The sequence below is a fragment of the Pseudoalteromonas sp. Ld20 genome, from assembly GCF_045064175.1.
Taxonomy (GTDB): Bacteria; Pseudomonadota; Gammaproteobacteria; order Enterobacterales; family Alteromonadaceae; genus Pseudoalteromonas; species Pseudoalteromonas neustonica.
Genome location: NZ_JBISHB010000028.1, coordinates 12,292 through 37,778 on the forward strand (window position 1 = coordinate 12,292; position 25,487 = coordinate 37,778).

Here is a 25,487-nt window from a genome sequence, read left to right on the forward strand (position 1 = left end):
ATAGAACGTTTTATACCAATCTGGATAGATATGGGGTCTATTTAATTCGTTAAATTGTTCAAATATTTATGTAGATTGGTATTAATTACCGTTTTGGGTTTTAGGCTGCAAAAGGCAAAGCCTACCGCAATTGAGAGTAGTCATGAGCTGGGTCGTGTTTAGCCTGTTGCTTATCAATTTTTAAAGTTTCCTGAATACAACCAAGCAAGGTGATGATTCTACTTGGCTGTGGAATTAACGTTTAAAGCTCAAGTGTTTGCCAAATACATCTCAATATTATGCGGCGCTGCCTGTTTTGCTAAATCCATGCAATTAACCGCATCAATCAATATTTGCTGCTGTTGTTTTTCAAGCTTTAGTTCGGCGCTGAGTAGTTCTTTGCGAATACAAGCGTAGCCGCTGATGGTGGCTTGATTCGCTTTTAGGTGGGCGCGGGCGGTGCGTAGCGGGTACATTACGTTTTGATCAAAATCGCTAATGGTGGCCACTAAAATATCGAGTTGGTTGCTATTAATTTTTAATCCTAGCGAATCTAAATAATGCAGCAATAAACACAGGTTGACGTTTTTACCTTGCTGGTTTTGTAGTGCCAGCAAGGTTTTTTGGTTGTCGCATTGCTCATAAAAAGCGCAGGAGAATTGCCAAAAATTATCGCTATTGAGCAAGTTCATCGGCAAACGCTTGTTCTTTTTCTTCCATTTCTTCGAGCGCCATTAATAGCGTTTCTTCAACGTCGTTTAATTTAGGCGTAAGAGTGGCTTGTTTAGTTAGTAGCTCTTTTAACTTCGCCTTATTGTCATCGCTGTAAAGTTCGTTATCGCCGAGTGCTTCTTCAACTTCAGCTAGCTCTGCGGTGTATTTGTCGAGTTGCTTTTCGAGCTTTTCGATTTGCTTTTTAAGTGGCTGCGTGGCTTTTCTAAACTCCGCTTCTAAGCGTTTTTGTTCTTTACGGTTAACACCTGAGTTGGCTTTTGGCTCATCGTCAGGTTGTGTTGCTTTAGCTGCTTCTTTATTGGCATTGAGTAACCATTGGTAATAGTCATCGAGTTCGTAACCAAATTGCGTTACTTCGCCGTTATCTACTAGGTAAAACTCGTCAGCGGTATTTTTAAGCATATGACGGTCATGCGATACCGTCACCATAGCGCCTTCAAATCCTTGCAATGCCATGACCAATGCATGACGCATTTCTAAATCAAGGTGGTTGGTTGGCTCATCCAGTAATAATAGATTAGGTTTTTGATACACCAACATAGCGAGTACTAAACGGGCTTTTTCGCCACCAGAAAACGGTGCTACAGGCTCAAGCGCTTTATCACCAATAAAAGCAAAACCGCCTAAAAAGTCACGCAGTGATTGCTCGGTGGCTTTAGGGTTTAAGCGCTGTAAATGGGTAATTGCGCTGGCTTTTAGATCTAACGATTCCAACTGATGCTGGGCAAAGTAGCCAATATTTAAACCCTGATGCTGAAACACTTCACCTGCTTGTGGCTGCAAATCGCCAGAGAGTAATTTGATCAGTGTAGATTTACCCGCGCCATTACGGCCAAGTAGAGCAATGCGACTGCCCGGCACTAAGTTAAGCTTAATACTATTTAAAATGGTGACATCGCCATAACCTGCTTGGGCTTTATCAAGCGTCATTAATGGGTTTGGTAGCGCGGTTGGTTCAGCAAACTCAAAATCAAAAGGCGAGTCAGCATGTGCTGGGGCGAGCTTTTCCATACGCTCAAGGGCTTTAACACGGCTCTGCGCTTGCTTGGCTTTACTGGCCTTTGCTTTAAAGCGGGTAATAAATTGTTCAAGGTGAGCGATTTGATCTTGTTGCTTTTCGAACATTGCTTGCTGTTGTAATAGGCGTTCAGCTTTTTGACGCTCAAACTGCGAGTAGTTGCCTTTGTATACATTGATTTTTTGTTTGTCGATATGCCAAATCTGATCAACGACAGCATCTAAAAATTCGCGGTCATGAGATATCAATACCAGCGTGCCGGTATACGCGCGTAAAAAGCGCTCCAGCCAATACACTGCATCTAAATCTAAGTGGTTTGTTGGTTCATCTAGTAGTAATAAGTCGGCATCACGAATAAGCGCCTGTGCAAGGTTTAAGCGCATACGCCAACCACCAGAGAAGTCACTAACAGGGTTTTCAATCTGGTTATTGGCAAAGCCCAAGCCATGCAGTAGTTCGCCTGCTTTGGCTTCGATGCTATAGCCTTTAATATGTTCAAGTTGGATATGAACTTTGGCTTGGGTATCACCATCATCATTTTGTTCTGCTTCACGCAGGGCAATGCGCAAGGTGTAATACTCCGGGTGGCCTTGTAATACGTAGTCAATTGCGCTGATATCAAGCGCAGGTGTTTCTTGTTTTACTGATGCGATAGACCAATCTTTTGGAATACTGCAATTACCGGCGTCCAGCTGCAGCTCAGATTTTAATAAACTAAATAGCGTTGATTTACCGCAACCATTTGCGCCAACTAGGCCAACTTTATGTTCTGGAAATAACGTCGCTGATGCGTCTTTGAGCAGTGCTTTACCGCCACGTAATAGTTCTATTTCTGAAATTTGGATCATGAATACGTTACTTTACTGTGCCCTGATTGAATTGCCTATATCATAGCACGGATCGACTTATGGTTATCAATCGTATCACCTTGGTAGATATTAGGATAAAATGATGACAGTTAAAACTGTGGGGAAGTGCTGTGAAACAGAAAAAACGATTTATTGCTGGTGCAACATGTCCTGAATGTAAAACCATGGATATGATGATGCTTTATAAAGAGCATGATGTAGAAAAAGTTGAGTGTGTGCAGTGTGGTCACAAGATGACTCAGCCAGAGCAGGCAGTTCAGGCATCAACACGCCAATTTGAACAAGTTATTGGCGTGTTTAAGCCAGGTGATTGATCACCTCTGCGCTTTTAATAGTGCGGTGGTGGTGGCTCTGGGGTATCAGACATCATCATTGACGATGATTGTGATTCTTTGATTTTTTCAGCCAGTAGCTCTGTTTGGCGTTTCATTTTTGCCAATAGCTGCTGGTGAACTTTTATTTCATCATTTAAAATTTCAATCGTTTCATCTTGAAAGGCGACTTTAGCCTCAAGTTCCATTAAGCGATGTTCAATTGTGTTCATTTTGTTCTCGTATAGTAAAACGCTCAGCGATTCCGCTTGAACTCTCGGTTAACAACGCTGTGCCGTTGTCAGTAAAAGCAACATCCAAAACCACCGCCGACTTAGGCTTGCTGCCTTCGCGTGGGGTTACATGCCAACTCTGAATTTTTTCACCGTCTGATAATTGCCATAAATCAACCAAGCGATTTGGCGAGCCTGTTACCAGCAGTGTGCCTTGTTCATTAAAGCGAGCTGTAGTGAAAATTTTCTGTCGAGCAATATACGCCAGTTTACTAACAAGATCACCTGTTGTCAGCTGCCATACACGTGCTTGTGCCATACTGTCGGCGGTAAATGCATAGCGCCCTTGCGGATCGAGTGTGACATGGGTAACACGGTTGGGGTGATTAAAACGATGAATAACTTGCCCGGTACGGGTATCCCAAAAATAGGCAACGTAATCATTCGAGCCACTCAACGCAAAACGGCCATTAGGAGCAAGATCAACCACATTAATTTTTTCTTGGTGACCAAGGAACTCAATGCGCCTGCCGGTCTCTAAGTTGAGGTAAACAACAACATTGTCGCTGCGGCCATATAAAACACTGCGCCCTTGGTTGCTGATAGCAATATCGCGAATGGTGGCCGTTTTGATTTTGTAATAACCGGTATTGGCGCCAGTGGCGATATCCCACACTGCGAAGGTAGTTTTTTCTGCGGTAACAGCGTGGCTATTATCGTATGAAATAGCCACTGTATGCACTAGGCTATCTTGGTCTTGCTGTTGAAACCACTGGTATTTGAGTACCTGCTGTTGATTATCCCATAGGGCGACCCCATGGTGTATAGATGAAATCAGGCTATATGTACCATCGTGAGAAATGGCAGAGGCAAACGCACCTTTAGCGGCATGCTCGTAGCTGGCCGTTGCTTGGTTTTTTTGCTCTGAGCAAGCGATTAATAAAATACAACTCAGAAGATACAAAAAAGTACGAAATATCGACATATTACAGGTATTTCCCCTTAACTCTTAGTGATTGAGAGGTTAGACTAGGTACGTTAAAAGCCTAGGCAGTTTATCTAATCACCAATATGATGACAGGTGGTCTGCGTATGGTAATTAGATAAGCAGCCTATCATGTAGGCCGTTAATCTTTAACTAGTAATAATACAATAAATGACATCTGCAAAGTTTGTCGGAGATTTAAAATGAAAAAGACGATTAAATTGTCATTGATTGCAGCGTCAGTTTTAGCGCTTACTGCTTGTAATCAAGAAGCAAAACAAGAACAAGCACCAGTAACGCTTGATACAGAAGCACAACAACAAGCATACGGTATTGGTGCGTCAGTTGGTAACTTTTTAAATAAAGATCTTGCTGATAAAACTGAGTTAGGCATTGAGCTTGATCAAGCACTATTAATTCGCGGCTTTAAAGACGCGCTTGCTGGTGAAGCAAAAATTGACGAAGAAAAAATTCGTGAAGTATTAACTGCACTAGATACATCTGTGCGCACTAAGCAAGAAGCACATGCAAAAGTAGAAGCTGAAAAAAGCCAAGCGGCAGGCATTAAATTCTTAGCTGACAATGCAGCGAAAGCTGGTGTGACAGTTACTGAGTCTGGTTTACAGTACGAAGTACTAACAGCCGGCGAAGGCGAAAAGCCAGTTGCAACAGATGTTGTTAAAGTGCATTACAAAGGTACTTTATTAGACGGAACTGAGTTTGATAGTTCTTATTCACGTAACGAACCAACTACGTTCCCTCTAAATCGCGTAATTCCAGGTTGGACTGAAGGTTTGCAACTTATGCCAGTAGGCGCTAAGTACAAATTTACTATCCCAGCTGACCTTGCATATGGCGATCGTGACCTAGGTAAGATCCCAGCTAACTCAACACTTGTTTTTGAAGTAGAACTACTTGAAATTCAAGATGAAGAGCAAGCTGCCGCTGCTGAGTAATTTTTAGCACGCAATACTTAGCACGCAATAAAAAAGGGACCAATTGGTCCCTTTTTTATTTTCTCCCCATAACTAGGCGATAACGCAGTATAAATGGCAAACATGGGCTGCCCAAAGGGTTCTTTCTAGGGGCGATTAACTCTTTGTTGCCTACATGGAGGTAGGTAAGGGGCGTGAGCAGGACGCGGAAGCTTTGCTCGATTTTTACTTAGCCTGCTAGGTTACAAACCTCGCGCCGCGATTAAATCGCCCCTAGATTGAACAAGTTTCAATCCACAAAGGTCAACACGCCCTGGGGGATGTTAATCAGTATGATTAGAATACAAGTTGTCGATTAGTTCATCTTCTAACTCAAAGCGTAGCTCTAACGCTTCGCCTAATTTTGACAAGTCTTTATCAAAATCATTTAGTAGATCATTTTTATTCACTTCAGCATATTTATCGTTAAAGTCTAGCGCCGTATCTGTTGTTTCTGAAATACGCGGGTAAAGTTCACTCGCTAGCTGTTGGCTTTTTGGGCCTTTTTGTTCACATGCTTTGGCGATGTTATCGTAAATTTCAAAATGACCAGCAGACAAGTAGTCCATCAGAATTTGGCAAAAGCTTTGAATTTGTAATTGATCTGGCAAAGCCTGATCTTTTTTATCGTAAGGTGAAAAGCCAGCAATTCGACAATACAGAACCAGTAGCTCTTGGCGTTCAGCTAGCCATTTATCGATAACAGTGTGACTACCACCCCATTTTTTTTGAGCTTTCTCTAAACGCGTCAGCATTATCATTCTCCTTAGCTGGGTTGGTTTTCTTTATTCTTTACATAACAATGAAATATGAAGCAAAAATCAACACATTTTTTATTTATTCAGTAACTGAATCTAAACAGAATTGTATATAAGCAGTTTTTCATACTAGATTGCAAGCTATTTGGCTTATTTCAGGCAAGAAAAAACCACCATAAATGGTGGTTTAATTCTTTTTTCCATGACTTGTTTAAACAAGCTTTCTTTTTATTATGGGAAGATTTTTATTATTGTTTTTATGTAATTTTTATTGTTGTTATTGTTAACGCGGAACAAGTTATACCAAGCTTTTATTGATGTTGCAAACTTATTAATAAAAATAATTAAATGTTATTGTTTGTTGCGTGTTTTTTGCGCGCCGAATAAAAGTGTTGATCTGTATCTATCTGAGTGTGTTTTACTATCATTGCGATAGAGAGCCGCTCAATATGGTGATACAATCTGCGCAATATCTACAAGCTTTAGGATCCTTAACGCTATGAGCGAATTAAAAAACGACCGTTATTTACGTGCACTACAAAAGCAACCAGTTGATGTAACTCCGGTATGGATGATGCGCCAAGCAGGGCGTTATTTACCAGAATACCGCGCTACACGTGCACAAGCGGGCGATTTTATGAGCCTGTGTAGAAATGCAGAACTTGCTTGCGAAGTAACGTTACAGCCACTGCGTCGTTATCCGTTAGATGCGGCTATATTATTCAGCGATATCTTAACGATCCCTGATGCTATGGGTCTAGGTTTGTACTTTGAAACTGGCGAAGGTCCTAAATTTGAGCGCCCAATTTCATCATTAGCAGACGTTAAAAAAATTCCAAAGCTAGACCCGACCGACGAGCTAGGCTACGTAATGAATGCCGTTAGCACTATTCGTCGTGAATTAAAGGGTGAAGTTCCACTTATTGGTTTCTCTGGCTCGCCATGGACACTTGCAACTTACATGGTTGAAGGCGGTAGCAGTAAAGTATTTGGTAAAATTAAAAAAATGGCGTTTGCTGAGCCACAAACATTGCACTTATTGCTTGATAAGCTTGCTGATTCTGTAATTGATTACCTAAACGCGCAAGTTAAAGCGGGTGCACAATCATTAATGGTATTTGATTCATGGGGTGGTGTATTAAGCCCGCGTGATTACAACGAGTTCTCATTGCAATATATGCACAAAATTGTTGATGGTTTAATTCGTGAATACGATGGCCGTAAAGTGCCTGTAACGCTGTTTACTAAAAACGGTGGTCAATGGATTGAAGCAATCGCTGCAACAGGCTGTGACGCTATCGGCCTTGATTGGACGATTAATATCAGTGATGCAAAGCGTCGTGTTGGCGATAAAGTGGCACTACAGGGCAACATGGACCCATCTATGCTGCATGGTACACCAGAGCGTATCCGCCAAGAAGTGGGCACCATATTAGAAGATTTTGGTACAGGTAATGGCCACGTATTTAACTTAGGCCACGGTATTACACCGGATGTAGATCCTGAGAACGCAGGTGTATTTATTAATGCAGTACATGAGCTAAGTGCGCAATATCATAAGTAATAGCAAACGTAACAGCAGCTGTTATTGATAATCAAAAAAGCCCGCTTAGTAATAAGCGGGCTTTTTGTTGCTTAGCTGTTTACTTAAACAAGCGATTTAAGCCATTTAATGCCGCAACACGGTAGGCTTCAGCCATCGTTGGGTAATTAAACGTGGTATTTACGAAGTAGTCTATGGTGTTGCCACCATTTTTTTGTTCCATAATTGCTTGGCCAATGTGAACAATCTCAGAGGCACGCTCACCAAAGCAATGCACACCGAGTACTTCTTTCGTTTCGGTATGGAATAAAATCTTTAAACTACCCACTTCAGTACCCGCAATTTGCGCCCGTGCCAAATGTTTGAATTGCGCACGGCCTACTTCATACGGAATTTTAGCTGCGGTTAGCTCTTGCTCTGTTTTACCTACAGAGCTCATTTCAGGAATGGTATAAATACCCGCTGGAATATCAATAATCAGTTTTTCATCACAGTTACCACAGGCAATTGCATCAGCAGCAATGCGGCCTTGATCAAACGCAGCACTGGCAAGGCTTGGGTAACCAATAACATCGCCAACTGCATAAATATTGTCAATGTCAGTTTGATAGGTCTCGTTTACTTTTAATTGACCGCGGCTATCAGCTTTTAAGCCAACCGCTTCGAGGTTTAATGTATCAGTGTTACCAGTACGACCATTGGCAAATAAAATACAGTCAGCTTTAACACGCTTACCTGATTTTAAATGCATGATCACGCAATCATCACGGGTTTCAATACGATCAAATTCTTCGTTATGGCGAATAACAATACCGCTGTTCCAAAAGTGGTAACTTAGTGCATCTGAAATTTCAGCATCCATAAAAGCAAGCAAGCGATCACGGGTATTTACTAAATCAACCTTTGCGCCGAGGCCTTTAAAGATAGAGGCATACTCACAGCCAATCACACCGGCGCCATAAATAAGAACACGATGAGGGTCATGCTCAAGCCCTAAAATCGTATCACTTTCGTAAATACGAGAATGGGTAAAGTCGACTTCTGGTGGGCGATAAGGGCGTGAACCGGTCGCAATAACAATTGTTTTGGCTGTTAGTCGCTCAGTGGAACCATCAAGGCGTTTAATTTCAATGGTGTGCTTGTCAACAAAGCTCGCATCACCCTGAAACATATGAATACGGTTACGATCGTAAAAGCTACTGCGTAAATTAGACTGCTTAGAAATAACCGAACTGGCATGGCGCAAAATATCGGGGAATGTTAAACGAGTAGGGCGCTCTCCTACATTAAATAACGGGTTTGCTTTGTACTCAATATAGCGGCTCACAGAGTGGCGCAGGGCTTTTGATGGAATGGTCCCCCAATGCACACAACCGCCACCAACGGCTTCTTGGCGTTCAATAACGGCCACTTTTTTGTTACTTTTAGACAGGTTCATGGCGGTACCTTCACCGCCAGGACCTGTGCCTATAATGATCGCATCATATTGAAATGATGGTTGTTCTTGCTTTACTTGTTGTTTGGCCACAGCCACTCCTACATTAACTAAAAGAGGCTTTTAATAACCTCGCATTCAGTGCTAGCCAAGCCTGCTTTTGGGTTTCCCAAGCGGCTTCAAGCTCATGGTATTGTGTAATTAAAGCTGATTTTTCGCATTGTTGCAGCATGTTATTCTTTTTAACTTCTAATACCTGTTTTTTCAGGGCACAAAAGTGTTGTAGCTTTTTCAGCAATAAATCATATTCTTGCTGCAATAATGTAAGCTTATCTTGCGCTAAAGGCAATTTTGCCAAGCGATTTTGAGTTTTATTCATCAATGTTTCGGCTTTTGCTTTTTCAATACGCTCAATTGGTGTTCGTTTTAGCTTTTTAGCCAAGCCAATAGCTGCAAATGAGCGGATCATCCATTTTGTTGGATCATAATGAAACCATCTAATACCGTTGCGGTAATCGCTCGCAAAAATATGATGGAAGTTATGGTAGCCTTCACCATACGTAAATAATGCTAAAAAGCCATTATCGCGTGCGGTGTTTTTTTCAGTATAAGGGCGAGAGCCCCAAATGTGCGCGACTGAGTTGATAAAAAAAGTAAAATGTTGGCTTAATACCAAGCGCAGCAAGCCAGCCAATAACAGCATACCCATTACATCGCCAACTAATAAACCCAGCGCTAGCGGAATACCAATATTAGTCGCTAATACGAGTTTTAAATAATGGCGGTGTTGCCACATTACAATTTTGTTGCGCTGCAAGTCTCGACAGTTACTGTAATCACCATAACTATCGCCTTGGTAATCGCGCAGCATCCAACCAATGTGGCTATACCAAAAACCGTTGGTTGCAGCGTAAGGATCTTTAACTGGGTCATCAACTTGACCATGATGTACACGATGGTCGCTACTCCAGTGCAGGGCACTATTTTGTAATGCAAATGCACCACCGATAGCAAAAATCATCTCAACAGCAGGGTGAGCATCGTAGGTTTTATGTGCCCAAAGGCGGTGATAGCCCGCGGTGATCGACATCCCGGCGTAAAACATACATGCCACAAATGCGATCCAGTGCGCACTGGTAAATCCATAGCTTATACCATACCAAGGAACAAGCGTTGCGGCAGCCAAAAAAGTAAGGCTAAAGAACAGGACGTTAGTCCAAATAATCGGTGGTTTATTCATCTTTATAAATCTGAGCGTACACTTGTAAGCTAAAATAATATTTCATTCTCTCGCCGTCAAGTATTAGACTGGGGAATTGAGATAAAAATCACCATAATTTGATTTAAAATAAATCAGGAGTAGTTTATGTCGGGTGTTCGTGCGCAACAGAAGCAAAAAACACGACAAGCTTTAATTCAGGCGGCATTTAACCAATTAAGTGCCGAACATAGCTTTTCGAATTTAAGTTTACGCGAAGTTGCCCGCGAAGCTGGTATAGCCCCCACCTCATTTTATCGCCATTTTAAAGATATGAATGAGCTTGGCTTAACCATGGTTGACGAAGCCGGTTTAACATTGCGCCAACTTATGCGTCAAGCACGCCGACGTATTGCCAGCGGCAATAATAGTATTATCAGCACCTCAGTCATTACCTTTATGGAGTTTATCGACAACTCCAGTAACCAGTTTAGACTACTATTGCGAGAACGCTCAGGAACATCCAAAGCATTTAGGGCCGCAGTTGCTCGTGAAATTAAGCATTTTATTCTAGAGCTTGCGCATTATCTTGAAAGCGAAACCCCCTGCGATGCAACTCAAGCTTATATTCAAGCAGAGGCCATGGTAACACTGGTATTTAATGCCGGCGCTGAAGCACTAGACATAGACGCACAGCAGCGCGAAGAGCTTGTAGAGCGAGTCATCTGGCAGTTACGCTATATTACCCGAGGCGCGAGTAACTATGTGCGCGAAACTCATAAAGCGATTGAACCAACAATCTAGTTTTTGTGAGAAAAAACCCGAAGAGCTAATATAAGCACCAACCTTGAGGGTCGGTAAGTAATTTAAACACTATTATCGACTAATTTTTATTTATTTATGTTTTAATGTCATTTTTTAGCATAAATAAACCTTTTAATGTCGTTTTTAATTCCTTTTAAAGAAAAAATTATGCTTGCATGCACCTCTGTGGAGTGTTAAAAATACAGCTAATTAAACACACATTTAGTAAAAGTAGATGCAAAATACACACTTAATTACACTAAAACTAAACCTCTTACTGCTAACGTATGTGAGCGGGGATTAGTGTATTTTCATTGAATAATACATAAAAAAACCCCGCATCAAGCGGGGTTTTTTTATCTCGCAACGTGGGTCGTTGAACACTGAGGGCAGATTATGCAAGATCAAGATAAAGTATGGATTTTCGACACCACCTTACGCGATGGTGAGCAGGCGCTTAAGGCAAGTCTTACTGAAGAAGACAAAATTCAACTGGCGCACACCATTAGCCGCTTAAATGTAGATGTAATGGAAGTGGGTTTTCCGGTTTCAAGCCCTGCGGACTTTCGTTCAGTGCAACGCATTGCAACAGAAGTAAAAGGCCCGATTATTTGTGGTTTAGCCCGCTCTGTTGCCAAAGACATTGAAGCCTGTGGCGAAGCACTTCGCACAGCACAACAAAGTCGCATTCATACTTTTATTGCTACCAGCCCTTTGCATTTAGAGCACAAATTACGCATGAGTTTAGATGATGCGACGGCTATGGCGGTTAAATCAATCAAGCTTGCCCGTAATTATACGGATGATGTGGAATTTTCCTGTGAAGACGCAGGCCGTACACCGCATTGGGATTTATGCCGCATTGTAGAGCAAGCAATTAATGCTGGTGCATCAACCATCAACTTGCCTGATACCGTAGGGTATGTAACGCCAGATGAATATGCTGCCATGATCCGCCACTTGTTAAATAACGTGCCTAATATTGATAAAGCCCGTTTAAGTGTGCACTGTCATAATGACCTAGGTTTAGCGGTTGCTAACTCAATTGCCGCAGTGCAAGCCGGTGCGCGCCAAATCGAATGTACGATTAATGGCATTGGTGAACGTGCGGGTAACTGCTCGCTTGAAGAAGTGGCGATGATTATGCAGATGCGTAAAGATCACCTAAAAGTGCATACAGATATTCGCAGTGAAGAAATTTACCGCGCATCACGTCAGGTGGCAAAAATTTGTAATATGCCAGTACAGCCTAATAAAGCGATTGTGGGCGAAAATGCTTTTGCGCATAGCTCTGGCATCCACCAAGACGGTGTATTAAAAGCGCAAAATACCTATGAGATTATGTCGCCAGAAAGCGTAGGTGTACCAAACAACCAATTAAATATGACTTCACGCTCAGGTCGCCACGTTATAGAGCATCGCTTAGAAGAGTTGGGTTATCAAAAAACCGATTACGACATGAACAGTCTATATGACAGCTTTGTGGCACTTGCCGATCAAAAAGGCACCGTGTACGACTATGATCTTGAAGCGATGATTTACTTTAATCAAATCAGCGATAAAGACGAAAAGTACCAATTGGAATTTGTTAACTCTACCTCTAACTCACAATCAGTGGCGAGCTCAACTATTGGCATGACAATCGCAGGCGAATCTAAGCAAGAAGCAGCTACGGGTAATGGCCCTGTTGAGGCCTCATTTTTAGCGATTGAGCGCTTAACGGGCATGGCAGTGGAAATGATTGAATACAATTTAGAAGCAACCGGCGAAGGTGCAAGCTCACTAGGGCAAGTAAATATTATCGCAAAATACGATGGTCGTCCTTACCACGGCGCCGGTATAGCAGCGGATGTAGTTGAAGCGTCTGTACGCGCTATGATCCGCGTTTATAACTTAATTTATCGTGCACAAAAAGTGTCTGATTTAAAACAACAAAGGAAAGCAGGATGAGTCAAACGAATTATAGCATCGCAGTATTAGCTGGCGACGGTATCGGCCCAGAAGTGATGGCAGCAGCAGAGCAAGTGCTTGATGCCGTAAGCAGTAAGTTTGGCTTTACCTTAACTCGTCATCCTCATGCTATTGGCGGTGCTGCTATTGATGAATTTGGTAAAGCATTACCAGAGACAACGCTCGCTGCCTGCGAAAATGCAGACGCTATTTTATTTGGTTCAGTCGGTGGCCCTAAATGGGAGCATTTACCGGCGGATGAGCAGCCAGAGCGCGCATCGCTTTTACCACTGCGTAAACATTTTGGCTTGTTTTGTAATTTACGCCCCGCGCAGTTATTACCTGCGTTGAGTGCAGCGTCACCACTACGAGCCGATATTAGCGAGCAAGGTTTTGATATTTTATGTGTGCGTGAGCTTACAGGGGGTATTTATTTTGGCGAAAAAGGCCGCAGTGGCGAAGGCGAAAATGAAGCCGCATTTGATACGCAAACCTATTCACGCAAAGAAATTGAACGAATTGCGCGTTTTGCGTTTGAAGCAGCAAAATTGCGTAACAATCATGTCACGTCGGTAGATAAAGCCAACGTACTTGCATCAAGCGTGTTATGGCGTGAAGTTGTCACCGAAGTCAGTAAAGACTATCCAGAAGTAAACCTTGATTACATTTACGTTGATAATGCTGCTATGCAGTTAGTTAAGCAGCCAAGTCAGTTTGACGTATTGCTATGCGACAATTTATTTGGTGATATTTTGTCAGACGAATGCGCAATGATCACAGGCTCTATGGGCTTATTACCGTCAGCAAGTTTAAATCAGTCTGGTTTTGGTATGTATGAACCGGCTGGTGGCTCAGCACCAGATATTGCAGGTAAAGGGATTGCTAATCCAATAGCGCAAATTTTAAGTGCCGCTTTAATGCTACGTTACTCGCTAGGCCAAGATGAAGCTGCGCGCAGTATTGAAAAAGCAGTTGCCGAAGCTGTAGAAGCCGGTGTAGGCACACCCGATATCTACCCGAACGCAGGTTATACAACGCAAGACGTTGCCGCTGCGATTGTGGCTCGAATTTAAATTAATTATGCTCGTGGCAACCGTCACGTCGCGAGCTAAACCGAATTAGGGAATGAGCAAGTGGCCCAAACGTTATACGATAAAATCTGGCAAGCACATGTTGTTGCTAGTATTAATGAGCAAACCGACTTACTTTATATTGACCGCCATTTAGTGCACGAAGTCACGTCGCCGCAAGCATTTGCAGGCCTACGTGAAAAAAACCGTAAAGTACGTTGCCCTGAAAAAACCATCGCGACGATGGATCATAATGTATCGACCAAAAGTCGCTCATTAGATGCCGCAAGCGAAGTATCAAAAAATCAATTAATGGCGCTCGATGCCAACTGTAAAGAATTTGGCATTACGCTTTATGATTTAAACTCAATTAACCAAGGCATAGTACATGTCATGGGGCCTGAGCAAGGGATCACTTTACCAGGCACAACCATAGTCTGTGGCGATAGCCATACTTCAACGCACGGTGCATTTGGTGCTCTTGCTCACGGCATTGGTACTTCTGAGGTTGAGCACGTCTTAGCAACGCAAACCTTGCAACAGAAAAAAGCCAAATCGCTGAAAATCCAAATTAACGGCGTGTTGCGCCCAACTGTGACGGCAAAAGACTTGATCATGGCGGTTATTGGTAAATTAGGCACAGCCGGTGGTACGGGTTATGTAGCAGAGTTTTGTGGCGAAGGCATTGAAGCACTGTCAATGGAAGCGCGTATGACGTTGTGTAATATGAGCATTGAAATGGGTGCTAAAGCGGGTTTAATCGCGTCAGACCAAATTACATATGATTACTTAAAAGGTCGCCCATTTGCACCAAAAGAAGCTGAGTTTGATGCAGCCGTTGCGTACTGGGAAACCTTAAAAACAGATGAAGGCGCACAGTTTGATTTAGACGTTGAGCTAGAGGCAAGTACTATTCAGCCGCAAATTACCTGGGGCACCAGCCCAGAGCAAGTAATTGGTGTTGATGAGTGCATTCCTGATCCAGATAAAGAACCAGATTTAATTAAAGCCGATGCTATCCGCAGTGCCCTTAAATACATGGATTTAAAAGCAGGTGATAAATTGTCATCAGCCTCGGTAGACACTGTATTTATTGGTTCATGTACCAATAGCCGCATTGAAGATTTACGCGCCGCAGCACACATTGTTGAAGGTAAGCAAGTTGCAGCCGGTGTTGAAGCGTTAATTGTACCGGGCTCTGGCCTTGTTAAAAAGCAAGCTGAAGATGAAGGCCTAGCTGATATTTTTAAAGCCGCGGGTTTTGAGTGGCGCGAGCCAGGTTGTTCAATGTGTTTAGCGATGAACGATGACCGTTTAGGTGCAGGCAAACGCTGTGCATCTACGTCTAACCGTAACTTCGAAGGCCGTCAAGGCCGTGGTGGGCGTACGCACTTAGTGAGTCCTGCAATGGCCGCAGCCGCTGCAATACATGGTCGCTTTGTTGATATTAGTGGAGAAGCATAATGAGCATTTATTTTAGTGGCTTAATGGCCCCGCTTGATAAAAACAATGTGGATACCGACCAAATCATTCCAAAGCAGTTTTTAACGTCAACCAGTCGTGATGGCTTTGATGCTGCACTGTTTTACGATTGGCGCTATTTAGATAACGGCGAGCCAAACCCGGAGTTTATTTTAAACCGCCCCTGCTACCAAGGCGCGCAAATTTTGTTAACGCGCGATAACTTTGGTTGTGGCTCATCACGTGAGCATGCACCTTGGGCACTTAAACAATACGGTTTTGAAGTGATTTTGGCAGAAAGCTTTGCTGATATTTTCTTTAATAACTGTGGTAATAACCAAATGCTTGCGATTGCATTACCAGCGCAAACATTGGAAGACTTATTTGTACTGAGTGAAAAGCACGACGATATTCATATCGACATCGATCTTGAAAATCAAACGCTTACCAGTAACAAGTTTGCACCAATTAGCTTTGATATTCGCAAAGACGTAAAAGAACGCTTATTAAGTGGCTTAGATTTTATCGGCGTGACCGAAACCCTAAACCCACAAATCGACGCCTTTGAAGCTAAGCTTAACGCCGAGCGCCCTTGGCAGTAGTGGTTTAAAAGTTATTAAACAATGAACGCGGCGAAAGTCGCGTTTTTTGTGAGTCAAGGAATTAATTTACAGCATTACATTTTTTTATTTTATGGGTACAATCCACAATATACTAATGATAAAAATCAGGTGAATTACGTGAATTGTAAGTTGCAAAGAAATTTTTGGGCGCTTTTAGTCGCTGCTTTAATGATTGCTGGGTGTGGTGGTAGTGGAGGTGGCGCAGAAACTCCCGTTGAGCAGCCATTAACGGTTTCAATAGATGGTCCAGATAGTGTATCGGAGGATGACGGGTTTACCTTACAAGCCAATATAAATAAAAGTGGTACTGATGTTGTGGTGCATTGGTATGACTCTGGAAGAAGCCTCATCAGTGAAGAGGCTACATTGAACATAGAGCCATTCGATGTAACAGAGGATACCTCTGCGGTGTATAAATTGTACGTTGCTCATAATGGGCAAGAAGTTGAGATTGAACATACAATTGAGGTAAAACACCGTATTAATGTTGAAAAGAAACCAAAAGATGCAGCAAAAACAGTTTTGTTAATACAAAATTTGTTACTAGAAGAAGCGCAAACTTTTAGTAATCAGCTATTAGCGAAGCTTGATGGAGAAGATATAGAGCTCGACAAAGTGTGTGAAAACGGGGGCTTATATACACTTTCATATCTGGATAATGATGATTCCAGCACTATTACAGGAGGGGATATATTGCAGCAATCTTTTCAGGATTGCTCGGATAATTATCGGAATGCATTAAGTGGCCTCAGAGTAGTCACGATTTTAGACGCTGATTTACAAAATGGCATCATTGAGTTTAGTGTCAATAATGATGATATTAAAACCTTGGAAAGTACTTACTCATATAATGAGCTAATGACGTTTAAGGGAAGTTACTCAACTCGCTTTGCATATTCGCCGAGCACTCGAACCATTGCTATAGCTGTAAATGAAAAACTTAAAGGAAAAGCTTTAAAGCCATTTAGTTATGATGAAACTTTTTATTATGTCAACATTAAAGAATTAACGATTGAGAAGGTAATTGACTTTGATACAGCAACATACAGCATAAAAACAAATGGTACTGTTGATGATACAAATTTGAATGGTGAATTCAGCTTTTCTCAAGAAGATGCTTGGTATGGGTATTTTATGGAATATCCACATAAGGGCTCTATTAAAGTTAGCTCAGAAAAAGAGTCGATACTACTAGCCAGTAATTTTGTTTCAGATTCTGATAAGTTAAACATTAGCTATGGTGAAGAACAGCTCCAGCTTCATTGGTCCACCTTCCTTCCCGAAGCTATGTCTACGTTTAATATGTATAACAATATCAGAGCATTTCGTGCAGATAATTTTGATCGAGTACTTGATCCTGGAAGTGTTAATAATAATTCAGTTCAGTTGGATGGCCCCGTACCTCTAATTTTTTCAAGAGCTGTAGCAGCTGACACTTCTGCTTCTGTACATTTCCAAACTCAATCAGGGTACGACTATATCAATATTCCTGGTAGAGTTGAGGTTGCTGGCGCGTTAATAAATATTTACCCAGAACAGCCATTAAAGGCTGATACAGACTATGATTTACAGGTTTCGGGTATTACAAGTGTCACAGGGCAAGAGCATGATTGGATATTTTTAGATATAAAAACAACAGATAGTATTATTCCTAATTTAACAAGCTCCAATTATTTCTATCAAGACAATCAATATCCTACGTTGAGTATTGAGGACAGTATTTTAAATAAAGGGCAGGCTCTATTTTATCAATGGGTTGATTTAAATGGTGTAGGCATTGAATTTGATGACGAAAATGCAGTTTCTACAAGTTTTAGTTTACCAGAAGGAATTAAATCAGATATCACCGTTGAAGTGATACTTACTAATGACTTAGGCGATCTTGCAAAGGAAAGAATAACTTTACAGTATTTGCCTTACTCAGGAACGTATCTTTTTATAGATGGCATAAAAGATGATTATGTTAGCTTAGGGAAGAAGATCATAAAGACGCAGGAAAAAGGTAATTTCTCTGTGTCGCGTGATTCAAATAATCAATCTCATTTAGAATTTACTTTTGAAAGTGATGAAAGCAGTTGGAGTTTAAATCTAAAAGCCCCTGGTGATGCAAGCTTGTCTGTTGGAGAGTATTTAAATGCTACCCGTTACCCTTTTCAAGGTGAATCGTCGGCAGGTTTAGATCTCTCTGGGGAGCATCGAGGGTGTGGTAGGCTTTATGGGCAATTTGAGATTTTTGAGTTAGAAGAAAATGCTAAAAATGAAATCCAAAAATTGGCTGTAAATATTAAGCAGAGTTGTGAGAGCAGTGAATCTCCAGAATTAAAGGGCTATATCCGATTTAATTCAGCAGTGCCTTTGAATCCATAATTATAAATAATGAAACGCGGCTCAGGCCGCGTTTTTTTGTGGTTAATACATATAAGCAATCGTCAAACCTAGTACTGCAAGTGCAAAGCAAATAGTCATACTAATAGTTTTAAGCTTTTTAAATTGGCTAATTTTTGGGTCATCTAGGGTTGAGAACATACCACTTTTTAGTGATTCATTTAAGTTAGCAGCAATAGCGGAGCGCGAAGTATCGCCTAGTGTATTTTTCGCTAATTGTTCCCATTGAGTTGGGTATGTCTGCTCTAAGTAAGTCAGTAATGCGTTATATTTTCGGTTTTGTATAATGAATAGCGCACAAATTAAAATGAACGCCAACAAAGGGTAGTTTTCCATCTCATCACTCTCAATTTATTTCTTATAAAACATAAGTTTTTACATCCAAGCGCAAGTGCTGAAGCCTTCTTTTAACTATCGCTGATAGGCTAACTTATATCTTAATGGCCACTCACCGTGATTACTTCCTTTGCTTTTACAAAAACGCTAAGCTGCTCTTTTATACTTTTAGGAATTTGCTATGAAATTATTAACTGTGGCTACTTTATTGCTGGCTTCTACGGCAGCTTTTGCACGCCCAGCGCCGTTGGTGTCTATTCCAAGTCATGATGGCTTTTTTGATAATATTGCTGCCCATTGTGGCAAAGCGTATGAAGGAACGGTAACGGTTGATAATGCCGCGGGCCCTAGTTCGTTTGCGGGTAAGAAGTTAGTAATGCATGTGCGTCGTTGTGACGAGCGTGAGCTGCAAGTTCCGTTTCATGTAGGTGATGATGCGTCACGTACGTGGATCATTACAAAAACAGGTAGTGGCTTGAGCTTAAAACATGATCACCGCCATAAAGATGGCACTGATGATATATCAACTATGTATGGTGGTCATACGGTTGATGCGGGTTTTGAGAGCGTGCAGTCTTTCCCAGCTGATCAATACTCAAAAGAGCTGTTTGTAAATCAAGGCATTCCACAGTCGATTGGTAATACATGGCAGATGTATATTTACCCTGAAAAGTTTACTTACCGTTTAATTCGCCAAGGCCGCGAGTTCCGTGTTGATTTTGATTTAACCAAACCAATCACACCACCGACTGCGCCTTGGGGTTATAAAGACTAAAGATTAATCTTTATTTGGCTCAGTTTCACACTGTAGTAATACCGTTAAAGGTGGCTGATAGGCGTGTGGCTTTGTGGGCATTTGTTCATACTCTTGCACGCCGCCAGTCACTTTTAGCATAAAGGTGTTACCACGGCATAAACGGTTTGCGTGGCGCAGTAAAAATACGCTTTGGTTTTTAAAATGCGGGTAATCGTCTGACTGAATAGTGAGTTGGTAGTTATTGTCGTCTAACTTAGTCTGGTGATAATGGACTTTTTCATCAAAGTCGTAGAGTTTTTCGGTATTGTTCTTTTTTGCGTTTGCGGGATTGCTCCCCAGCAAAAGTGTAAGCGTGGCTGTTATTGCTAAAGCAGTGACTGTTTTTCCTCTCATAAAGCTTTACTCCATTATTGTATTGCACCTATGATTTAAGTCTAACACCCATAATAGGAAAATGTGATGTTCAAGCAAATTAAGCAGCTTTTTTCGACATTTAACGATCAGCCCGCTCAGATACAAGAGCACGATCTTAAAACTGCGGTAGCGGCATTATTGATTGAGGTAATGCGCGCAGATAGCGAGCAGCAAGATGATGAGTTGCAAACTTTAAGTGCAACTTTAAAAAAGTATTTTAATTTGAATGATGCAGAAGTTAGTGAGCTCATGCAAAGTGCTGGTAAGAGCTTAGATGAAGCGATTGATTATTTTCAGTTTTCTAAACAAATAAATAGTCAATGTAGTGCCGGGCAGCGAATTGACATTATCGAGTTACTATGGCGTTTAGCGTACGCTGATGGGCAATTAGATCCACAAGAAGAATACGTTATACGCCGTGTTGCAAACTTACTATATGTAAATCATACCGACTTTATCGCCGCCAAACTGGCAGCGACAAAGCAGTAAGTAACCTGAGTTCGTGATAATCTATATCTTAAAATTCAGATTAAGCTAGGCTGTTTATACGTTGTAGATGAGCAATCACATAAAGGCCAGCTGCGAATAGCGGTGATTCAACCAGTGCGTGGCCAATATAAATACTAAAATTAAACCGCTGTACTCAACAGTTAAAGTTTTCTGCTCGCCTATTTTTCCAAAGTCAGCCTCATGCCACCTTGGCAGTACGAGAAAAGGCATCAGCATGCGCGGGGTCAGCTGGCGTATGCCAGCGGTGGCAACGCCGGGCCAGTATTTTAAAAGTAGATAGACCGCTAATTATTTAACCTCGAAAACGAAGTTATTTATTAAGTTTGCTCGCTACGCTCACAAGTTGTTGTGCAAGGCTAGCCACTTTATCGGCTGTAACGGGGTCACTGATTTGTCCACTTTCATCAAGCACAGTGTGTATAGCAGGTACTGCTAGTTGGTCAGCTAATACCAAGCTACCAATGCCTGATAAAATATCACGCACATGATTTAAGCCACGTAATCCACCCAACCCCCCCGGCGATGATGCATATAAAGCAGTTACTTTATTACGAAAAGCAGGAACCGAACCTTGCTCTGTTCGCGACGCCCAATCAATCGCATTTTTAAGTACGGCAGTAATTGAGCCATTGTATTCTGGGCTAGCGAGTAAAATACCATCAGCTGCGCGTAACTTGTCTTTTAATAACTGTGCGCCAACGGGTGTGCCTTGTGCTTCAATGTCTTCATCAAACATGGGTAAATCTAAATCGGCAAGTTTAATAACTTCAACCTCTGCACCGCTTTCTAATGCAAAACGTGCTGCTTCATTAATTAATTTTTGGTTAAAGCTGTCTTTACGTAAGCTGCCTGCAAGGGCAATAATTTTTGGTGCAGTCATGGTGGTCGCCTTAAATGTAGTGATTGGGTTTGTCTGTTAGCTACTTTAACAAATATTTACTTGCAGAAAAGCCAAATAAACGCAAAACTTATGTGCATATACGCACAACTAAATGATGAGTTTGAAAGTGGCGATTCAATTTGATGATTGGCAAGATGTAAAAGTGGCCTTTGAAGTAGCCCGATTAGGAACTTTAACCGCGGCAGCAGAAGTACTTAATGTGCACCATAGTACGGTATTAAGACGTATAAACAATTTAGAAAAAAACTTAAACGCAAGGCTGTTTCATCGCCATGCCCGTGGTTATAAAGTGACGGAAATAGGCGCTAAATTATTTACCACAGCACAATCTATTAATGGCGAACTGGAGCGTTTACATAACGATATAATTGCAGCCGACAGTACATTACGCGGCAGTTTGCTGCTTACTACGGTCAGTGGTTTTATAGATGTACTGAGTGATGTATGCGAGCAGTTTCAAAGTTTGCACCCGCAGGTACAACTTGAAGTGATTTTAGATCAAAAGCGCTTGCGACTTGATCATGGCCAAGCTCATATTGCTGTGCGCGCTGGTCCAAGACCTGATGAAGGTGATTATATTGCGCAGCATTTAGCGCATTTATCATCGGGGCTTTATGCATCACAACGTTATATTGATAAATATGGGATACCTAAAACGGTGAAACAACTGCCGTTACATAACTTTGTGTCAGGTGTAGTCGGTTACAACGCAAGAGTGCCTTATTTTGCATGGGTTGATGAGAATATTCCAGCTGGGCAAGTTAAGCTACGAGTGTCAGAAACATCAGAGGCAACCCGTGCTATTGTAAAAGGATTAGGTATTGGTGGTTTGCAGCATAATGTGGCGGCGCAGTATCCAGATTTAGTGCAAATTCTACCTAATGAACTTAGTTGGCCAACAGATCTATGGCTTGTGACGCATCATTTGGTACATAGAACAGCGAAGGTGCAGGCATTCAGCCAGCTTTTAAAAGCCTATTTTAAAAAGTAATGTGTAAATTAAATGGATTTTTTTACTTCAATACCAAGGCGCTTAGCGAGCCGTACTAAGTTAGCGCGATCAACTTTTAGTGTTCGTGCCACACTGGCCCAATTATAGTTATGTTGTTCAAGTTGTTGGCTTATTAAGTGATGCGTAAATGTATCTGTTGCTTGTTTGAGCGAGAGGTTGTGATTATTAATTTTATCGCTACTCTCTACTATGAGTGTCGTCGGTGGAGCGGGAGTTGCATTAAGATTAAGCTCACAATGGATAGGTTCGATAGTGATTATTGCTTGTTGCCACTGACTTTGTTTTGCTTTTAAGGCTGCACGGCTGATCACGTGCTCAAGTTCGCGGACGTTGCCTGGCCACTCATATTGAGTGAGTAACAATTGAGATTCAACGCTGAGTTTTAATTGTTTGATGGCGAGCTTACGAGCAGTTTTTTCAACAAAGTAGCCCGCGAGTAAAATAACATCGTTTTCGCGTTGTTTTAGTGGTGCAACATTGAGGGGGTAAACACTTAAACGATGATATAAGTCGGCTCTAAAGCGTCCTTGGGCGACTTCGTCTTTTAAGTCTCGGTTAGTGGCTGCAATAACGCGTACATCTACATATTTTATCTCATCTTCGCCAACAGTTTGGATCTCGCCGCTTTGCAATACGCGCAATAGCTTGCTTTGCATGGCAAGCGGGAGCTCACCAATTTCATCTAAAAATAACGTACCGCCATCGGCCAGTTGAAACTTACCTTGGCGCGCATTATGAGCGCCAGTAAATGCGCCTTTAGCATGCCCAAAAAATTCACTTTCGGCGAGGTTCTCTGGTAATGAAGCACAATTTAAGTGTATTAGCGGCTGTTCACTACGTTTTGAATGCAAATGTATGTTGCGAGCAACAAGCTCTTTACCTACGCCAGTGTTACCTTGGATCAGCACGCTAAACTCAGAGCCTGCGACGAGCTTAATATCGTTTTTTAGGCTTTGTATTGCTGGGCTTTCGCCGATGATCTCGATGCCATCGCGGGTGATAGCTTCGTGATTAAGCGCTTGTACTAAAGCGCTGCTATGTTGTGCGTGGTGCTGATACTGCTGTAGTTGCAGCGCGGTATGCAAATGCGCGGCGCACAATGTGCCAAGCTGAGCTAAGTAATCAAGGTTTAGTGTATCAAATGCGTGCGCATCAAGGCTGTCGAGTGTGATCACGCCTAGTAATTTACCTTCACTATCAAGCAAAGGCACACCTAAACAAGCATGCACAGGAATATCGCCCGTTTTAGCATACAACAAACCATCGTATGGGTCAGGGAGTGGGCAATCATGGGCAAATTGAAGTGGTTGACTGGCGCTACAAATGGCTTGTAAACGCGGGTGTTCATCAATAATAAAGCGCCTGCCGAGCGTGTCAGGCATGAGACCTTGAATAGCCACTGGCTTTAATACATCACCTTGGCGTGTAAGCAGTGCAATTGCATCGCTAGGCACGACCTCATTAATGCATTGGATCAGTAACTCAAAATGTGGGTTTTGGGTGCTGAGCGTGGCTAATTTAAGCGCGCTACTAATCAAGGTATTGTTATTGAGCATGTCAATTTGACTCATATGTGTTTATTTGCACTTTCAAGGATGAGTCATAATGACATGGTTGTCAATGTGTTTAATTTTAAGTTTATGTATTTAATAGGAATTTAATATTGGCTCGCTCTGTGCAATAGCTTGTTATATGTAACGTAGTGAGGGTTTTTTATGTTGATACCAATATCGAATGATTATTATCCTGCTTCCACTGTTGGTGATTTTTATACTCGCTTACTAACGGGGGCAAATGTTGCTTTAGGTGTAAGTACAGTGTTTATGCTGGTGACGGTTTTATTGAGTTATCCGTTTGCTCATTACTTGCCGATGACGTTACAAATAGTGGCGCATATATCAACAATTCTTGCTGCGACTGTTTTGAAAATTAGTTATGTGCTGCGCTGTGTGGCGCTTAATGGATTAGGAAAGGAAGTACGCTAATGCAACCAATAAATCTGACGGAACCAGTGCCTGCACGCATTAAGTTTTATCAAGTAAACCAATGGCCATTATGGATGTTGGCATTTAGGCCTTATTTTTTAGCCGGTGGTCTACTGGCTTTTTTTTCGATCGGTTATTGGTTACTTATTTTAACGGGCCATGTTAGCTGGGGCTTAAGTATGCCCGCGACACTTTGGCATGCGCACGAGATGATGTTTGGCTTTGCCGGTGCGGTTGCTGTTGGTTTTTTATTAACAGCGGCTCAAACGTGGACCGGTGTGCCGAGTTTAAGTGGTTACAAATTAATGCTACTCACGGTGATTTGGCTCCTTGCTCGAGGTTCATTTTTTATTACTGGATTGGGGCTCGAGAACGCCAATTTATATGCGGTATTATTTTTCCAATTAATCTGGTGGCTAGGCGCAATTGCAGCGCTGGCAAATATGCTACTAAAAGCCAAAAGTAAAAATAACTACCAGTTTTTGCCAATACTAGGTGCATTGTGCGTGCTCAATAGTGTTTATTTATGGCTCGCCATTGAGCAAAAAATGCTGTTGGCTTTGGCTACTGTCGATACCGCCGTTTTGGTCATGACCTTATTGGTAGGCGTGGTGGCAGGGCGAGTACTGCCCTTTTTTACCGCTCGCGGCTTAGATTTAGCTGAACAAGTACGTATTCCACGTTTGGATAAAGTGCTGCTTTACAGCTCGTTATTTGCTGTCGCGTTTTATTTTATCAGCCAACTATTCATATCAAGTGTTAATCCCGGTTGGGTATTGGCCGTTGTTGCTGTATTGCATTTAAGCCGCTCATTGTTGTGGTGGAATAATAAAATGCTCAAAGTGCCACTGCTATGGTCGTTGCACTTCTCGTATCTAGCTCTTGGGTTTGGTTTAGCATTGGTTGCACTAAGTTTCTATAGCCCTGTTATTTTGTTTAAAGACGCACTACATATGATCACCATCGGTACGATTGGCATGATGATTCTTGCGATGATGACACGCGTATCTCATGGCCATACAGGCCGGCCTTTAATTATTCCACACACAATGGCCGTGGCGTTTGCTTTGGTGCTTGTTGCAGCGATTGTTCGTTCGTTATTACCCTTTGTTATTGGGCCGCATATTACGTGGCAGCTAAGTGCTGTTTTGTGGTTAGTGGCCTTTTTGTTGTTCTTGATCCATTGCATTCCTATTTTAACGCGGCGTCGTGTTGATGGGCGTAATGGTTAGTAATTTAGC

25 protein-coding genes are annotated in these 25,487 nt (G+C 42.0%); 14 read left to right on the forward strand and 11 right to left on the reverse strand.

All coding sequences use genetic code 11. From position 1 onward, the window contains the following. Positions 1–248 precede the first annotated feature (248 nt). A complete protein-coding gene (locus tag ACJJVX_RS04950) occupies positions 249–671 on the reverse strand; it encodes a TIGR02444 family protein (protein WP_405630460.1) in 423 nt (140 codons plus the stop codon). Beyond that, entirely contained in the window at positions 655–2,580 is a 1,926-nt protein-coding gene (locus ACJJVX_RS04955; RefSeq protein WP_054206063.1) for an ATP-binding cassette domain-containing protein, read from the reverse strand. Before ACJJVX_RS04955 ends, ACJJVX_RS04950 begins: the two co-directional genes overlap by 17 nt. Before the next feature lie 131 nt (positions 2,581–2,711). Between ACJJVX_RS04955 and ACJJVX_RS04960 the strand changes: the two genes are divergently transcribed. Then, the gene (locus ACJJVX_RS04960) at positions 2,712–2,915 is read left to right on the forward strand and encodes a YheV family putative zinc ribbon protein (protein ID WP_054206064.1); all 204 of its coding nucleotides are present in this window, start codon (positions 2,712–2,714) and stop codon (positions 2,913–2,915) included. A gap of 14 nt (positions 2,916–2,929) precedes the next feature. On the opposite strand, the gene ACJJVX_RS04965 is transcribed toward ACJJVX_RS04960, so the two are convergent. Together ACJJVX_RS04965 and ACJJVX_RS04970 are read right to left on the reverse strand one after the other, a co-directional pair. Then, positions 2,930–3,145, reverse strand: coding sequence for a SlyX family protein (locus tag ACJJVX_RS04965; protein WP_054206065.1), 216 nt, complete (start codon positions 3,143–3,145; stop codon positions 2,930–2,932). After that, on the reverse strand, positions 3,132–4,130 hold the full coding sequence (locus ACJJVX_RS04970; RefSeq protein WP_054206066.1) for a WD40 repeat domain-containing protein: 999 nt from the start codon (positions 4,128–4,130) through the stop codon (positions 3,132–3,134). Before ACJJVX_RS04970 ends, ACJJVX_RS04965 begins: the two co-directional genes overlap by 14 nt. Positions 4,131–4,333: 203 nt before the next feature. On the opposite strand from ACJJVX_RS04970, the gene fkpA reads away from it, so the two are divergent. After that, positions 4,334–5,086, forward strand: coding sequence for an FKBP-type peptidyl-prolyl cis-trans isomerase (gene fkpA / locus ACJJVX_RS04975; protein ID WP_054206067.1), 753 nt, complete (start codon positions 4,334–4,336; stop codon positions 5,084–5,086). Positions 5,087–5,388: 302 nt separating this feature from the next. On the opposite strand, the gene ACJJVX_RS04980 is transcribed toward fkpA, so the two are convergent. Beyond that, positions 5,389–5,859 carry an Rsd/AlgQ family anti-sigma factor gene (locus tag ACJJVX_RS04980; RefSeq protein WP_054206068.1) on the reverse strand — a complete coding sequence of 157 codons (471 nt, stop codon included), beginning with the start codon at positions 5,857–5,859 and terminating at the stop codon, positions 5,389–5,391. A 502-nt stretch (positions 5,860–6,361) separates the two neighbouring features. Between ACJJVX_RS04980 and hemE the strand changes: the two genes are divergently transcribed. Continuing rightward, positions 6,362–7,426 carry a uroporphyrinogen decarboxylase gene (gene hemE / locus ACJJVX_RS04985; RefSeq protein ID WP_054206069.1) on the forward strand — a complete coding sequence of 355 codons (1,065 nt, stop codon included), beginning with the start codon at positions 6,362–6,364 and terminating at the stop codon, positions 7,424–7,426. A 79-nt stretch (positions 7,427–7,505) separates the two neighbouring features. Here the strand turns inward: hemE and sthA are convergent, their stop codons facing one another. Next, on the reverse strand, positions 7,506–8,933 hold the full coding sequence (sthA, locus tag ACJJVX_RS04990; RefSeq protein ID WP_054206070.1) for a Si-specific NAD(P)(+) transhydrogenase: 1,428 nt from the start codon (positions 8,931–8,933) through the stop codon (positions 7,506–7,508). Positions 8,934–8,946: 13 nt separating this feature from the next. Beyond that, positions 8,947–10,080, reverse strand: a complete 1,134-nt coding sequence (locus tag ACJJVX_RS04995; protein ID WP_405630466.1) for an acyl-CoA desaturase — start codon at positions 10,078–10,080, stop codon at positions 8,947–8,949. Between the two features lie 126 nt (positions 10,081–10,206). Between ACJJVX_RS04995 and fabR the strand changes: the two genes are divergently transcribed. The 6 genes from fabR (at position 10,207) to ACJJVX_RS05025 (ending at position 18,313) form a co-directional block, all read left to right on the forward strand. Next, positions 10,207–10,842 (forward strand): HTH-type transcriptional repressor FabR, encoded by a 636-nt coding sequence (gene fabR / locus ACJJVX_RS05000; RefSeq protein ID WP_054206072.1) that lies wholly within the window; start codon positions 10,207–10,209, stop codon positions 10,840–10,842. 396 nt (positions 10,843–11,238) lie between these two features. Beyond that, the gene (gene leuA, locus ACJJVX_RS05005) at positions 11,239–12,792 is read left to right on the forward strand and encodes a 2-isopropylmalate synthase (protein ID WP_054206073.1); all 1,554 of its coding nucleotides are present in this window, start codon (positions 11,239–11,241) and stop codon (positions 12,790–12,792) included. Beyond that, positions 12,789–13,865 carry a 3-isopropylmalate dehydrogenase gene (gene leuB, locus ACJJVX_RS05010; RefSeq protein WP_054206074.1) on the forward strand — a complete coding sequence of 359 codons (1,077 nt, stop codon included), beginning with the start codon at positions 12,789–12,791 and terminating at the stop codon, positions 13,863–13,865. The genes leuA and leuB overlap by 4 nt, the downstream gene beginning before the upstream one ends. A gap of 60 nt (positions 13,866–13,925) precedes the next feature. Further along, the gene (leuC, locus tag ACJJVX_RS05015) at positions 13,926–15,326 is read left to right on the forward strand and encodes a 3-isopropylmalate dehydratase large subunit (RefSeq protein ID WP_405630470.1); all 1,401 of its coding nucleotides are present in this window, start codon (positions 13,926–13,928) and stop codon (positions 15,324–15,326) included. After that, complete coding sequence (gene leuD, locus ACJJVX_RS05020) at positions 15,326–15,925, forward strand: 3-isopropylmalate dehydratase small subunit (RefSeq protein WP_054206076.1); 600 nt, start codon at positions 15,326–15,328, stop codon at positions 15,923–15,925. The genes leuC and leuD overlap by 1 nt, the downstream gene beginning before the upstream one ends. A 48-nt stretch (positions 15,926–15,973) precedes the next feature. Beyond that, positions 15,974–18,313 (forward strand): Ig-like domain-containing protein, encoded by a 2,340-nt coding sequence (locus tag ACJJVX_RS05025; RefSeq protein WP_405630473.1) that lies wholly within the window; start codon positions 15,974–15,976, stop codon positions 18,311–18,313. 42 nt (positions 18,314–18,355) lie between these two features. On the opposite strand, the gene ACJJVX_RS05030 is transcribed toward ACJJVX_RS05025, so the two are convergent. Next, positions 18,356–18,667: a hypothetical protein gene (locus tag ACJJVX_RS05030; protein ID WP_054206078.1), complete on the reverse strand. Its 312-nt coding sequence runs from the start codon at positions 18,665–18,667 to the stop codon at positions 18,356–18,358. Between the two features lie 181 nt (positions 18,668–18,848). On the opposite strand from ACJJVX_RS05030, the gene ACJJVX_RS05035 reads away from it, so the two are divergent. After that, complete coding sequence (locus tag ACJJVX_RS05035; protein WP_054206079.1) at positions 18,849–19,442, forward strand: hypothetical protein; 594 nt, start codon at positions 18,849–18,851, stop codon at positions 19,440–19,442. A 3-nt stretch (positions 19,443–19,445) separates the two neighbouring features. Here the strand turns inward: ACJJVX_RS05035 and ACJJVX_RS05040 are convergent, their stop codons facing one another. After that, complete coding sequence (locus tag ACJJVX_RS05040) at positions 19,446–19,817, reverse strand: hypothetical protein (protein ID WP_054206080.1); 372 nt, start codon at positions 19,815–19,817, stop codon at positions 19,446–19,448. 66 nt (positions 19,818–19,883) lie between these two features. Between ACJJVX_RS05040 and ACJJVX_RS05045 the strand changes: the two genes are divergently transcribed. After that, positions 19,884–20,327, forward strand: coding sequence for a TerB family tellurite resistance protein (locus ACJJVX_RS05045; RefSeq protein ID WP_054206081.1), 444 nt, complete (start codon positions 19,884–19,886; stop codon positions 20,325–20,327). Between the two features lie 331 nt (positions 20,328–20,658). Here the strand turns inward: ACJJVX_RS05045 and ACJJVX_RS05050 are convergent, their stop codons facing one another. Then, a complete protein-coding gene (locus ACJJVX_RS05050) occupies positions 20,659–21,228 on the reverse strand; it encodes an NADPH-dependent FMN reductase (RefSeq protein ID WP_054206082.1) in 570 nt (189 codons plus the stop codon). 127 nt (positions 21,229–21,355) lie between these two features. Between ACJJVX_RS05050 and ACJJVX_RS05055 the strand changes: the two genes are divergently transcribed. Then, entirely contained in the window at positions 21,356–22,240 is an 885-nt protein-coding gene (locus tag ACJJVX_RS05055) for a LysR family transcriptional regulator (protein ID WP_054206136.1), read from the forward strand. Between the two features lie 8 nt (positions 22,241–22,248). Here ACJJVX_RS05055 and norR read toward each other — a convergent pair whose 3' ends face one another. Next, positions 22,249–23,832, reverse strand: coding sequence for a nitric oxide reductase transcriptional regulator NorR (norR, locus tag ACJJVX_RS05060; RefSeq protein ID WP_235575803.1), 1,584 nt, complete (start codon positions 23,830–23,832; stop codon positions 22,249–22,251). 144 nt (positions 23,833–23,976) lie between these two features. On the opposite strand from norR, the gene ACJJVX_RS05065 reads away from it, so the two are divergent. Together ACJJVX_RS05065 and ACJJVX_RS05070 are read left to right on the forward strand one after the other, a co-directional pair. Next, positions 23,977–24,246: a hypothetical protein gene (locus tag ACJJVX_RS05065; protein WP_054455393.1), complete on the forward strand. Its 270-nt coding sequence runs from the start codon at positions 23,977–23,979 to the stop codon at positions 24,244–24,246. After that, positions 24,246–25,478 (forward strand): NnrS family protein, encoded by a 1,233-nt coding sequence (locus ACJJVX_RS05070; RefSeq protein ID WP_054455395.1) that lies wholly within the window; start codon positions 24,246–24,248, stop codon positions 25,476–25,478. Before ACJJVX_RS05065 ends, ACJJVX_RS05070 begins: the two co-directional genes overlap by 1 nt. Positions 25,479–25,487: the final 9 nt, after the last annotated feature.

Coding starts and splice junctions, on each gene's coding strand:
- ACJJVX_RS04950 (WP_405630460.1), bottom strand. CDS start 671: ATGAACTTGCTCAATAGCGATAATTTTTGGCAATTCTCCTGCGCTTTT.
- ACJJVX_RS04955 (WP_054206063.1), bottom strand. CDS start 2,580: ATGATCCAAATTTCAGAAATAGAACTATTACGTGGCGGTAAAGCACTG.
- ACJJVX_RS04965 (WP_054206065.1), bottom strand. CDS start 3,145: ATGAACACAATTGAACATCGCTTAATGGAACTTGAGGCTAAAGTCGCC.
- ACJJVX_RS04970 (WP_054206066.1), bottom strand. CDS start 4,130: ATGTCGATATTTCGTACTTTTTTGTATCTTCTGAGTTGTATTTTATTA.
- fkpA (WP_054206067.1), top strand. CDS start 4,334: ATGAAAAAGACGATTAAATTGTCATTGATTGCAGCGTCAGTTTTAGCG.
- ACJJVX_RS04980 (WP_054206068.1), bottom strand. CDS start 5,859: ATGCTGACGCGTTTAGAGAAAGCTCAAAAAAAATGGGGTGGTAGTCAC.
- hemE (WP_054206069.1), top strand. CDS start 6,362: ATGAGCGAATTAAAAAACGACCGTTATTTACGTGCACTACAAAAGCAA.
- ACJJVX_RS04995 (WP_405630466.1), bottom strand. CDS start 10,080: ATGAATAAACCACCGATTATTTGGACTAACGTCCTGTTCTTTAGCCTT.
- fabR (WP_054206072.1), top strand. CDS start 10,207: ATGTCGGGTGTTCGTGCGCAACAGAAGCAAAAAACACGACAAGCTTTA.
- leuA (WP_054206073.1), top strand. CDS start 11,239: ATGCAAGATCAAGATAAAGTATGGATTTTCGACACCACCTTACGCGAT.
- leuB (WP_054206074.1), top strand. CDS start 12,789: ATGAGTCAAACGAATTATAGCATCGCAGTATTAGCTGGCGACGGTATC.
- leuD (WP_054206076.1), top strand. CDS start 15,326: ATGAGCATTTATTTTAGTGGCTTAATGGCCCCGCTTGATAAAAACAAT.
- ACJJVX_RS05030 (WP_054206078.1), bottom strand. CDS start 18,667: ATGGAAAACTACCCTTTGTTGGCGTTCATTTTAATTTGTGCGCTATTC.
- ACJJVX_RS05035 (WP_054206079.1), top strand. CDS start 18,849: ATGAAATTATTAACTGTGGCTACTTTATTGCTGGCTTCTACGGCAGCT.
- ACJJVX_RS05040 (WP_054206080.1), bottom strand. CDS start 19,817: ATGAGAGGAAAAACAGTCACTGCTTTAGCAATAACAGCCACGCTTACA.
- ACJJVX_RS05045 (WP_054206081.1), top strand. CDS start 19,884: ATGTTCAAGCAAATTAAGCAGCTTTTTTCGACATTTAACGATCAGCCC.
- ACJJVX_RS05050 (WP_054206082.1), bottom strand. CDS start 21,228: ATGACTGCACCAAAAATTATTGCCCTTGCAGGCAGCTTACGTAAAGAC.
- norR (WP_235575803.1), bottom strand. CDS start 23,832: ATGAGTCAAATTGACATGCTCAATAACAATACCTTGATTAGTAGCGCG.
- ACJJVX_RS05065 (WP_054455393.1), top strand. CDS start 23,977: ATGTTGATACCAATATCGAATGATTATTATCCTGCTTCCACTGTTGGT.
- ACJJVX_RS05070 (WP_054455395.1), top strand. CDS start 24,246: ATGCAACCAATAAATCTGACGGAACCAGTGCCTGCACGCATTAAGTTT.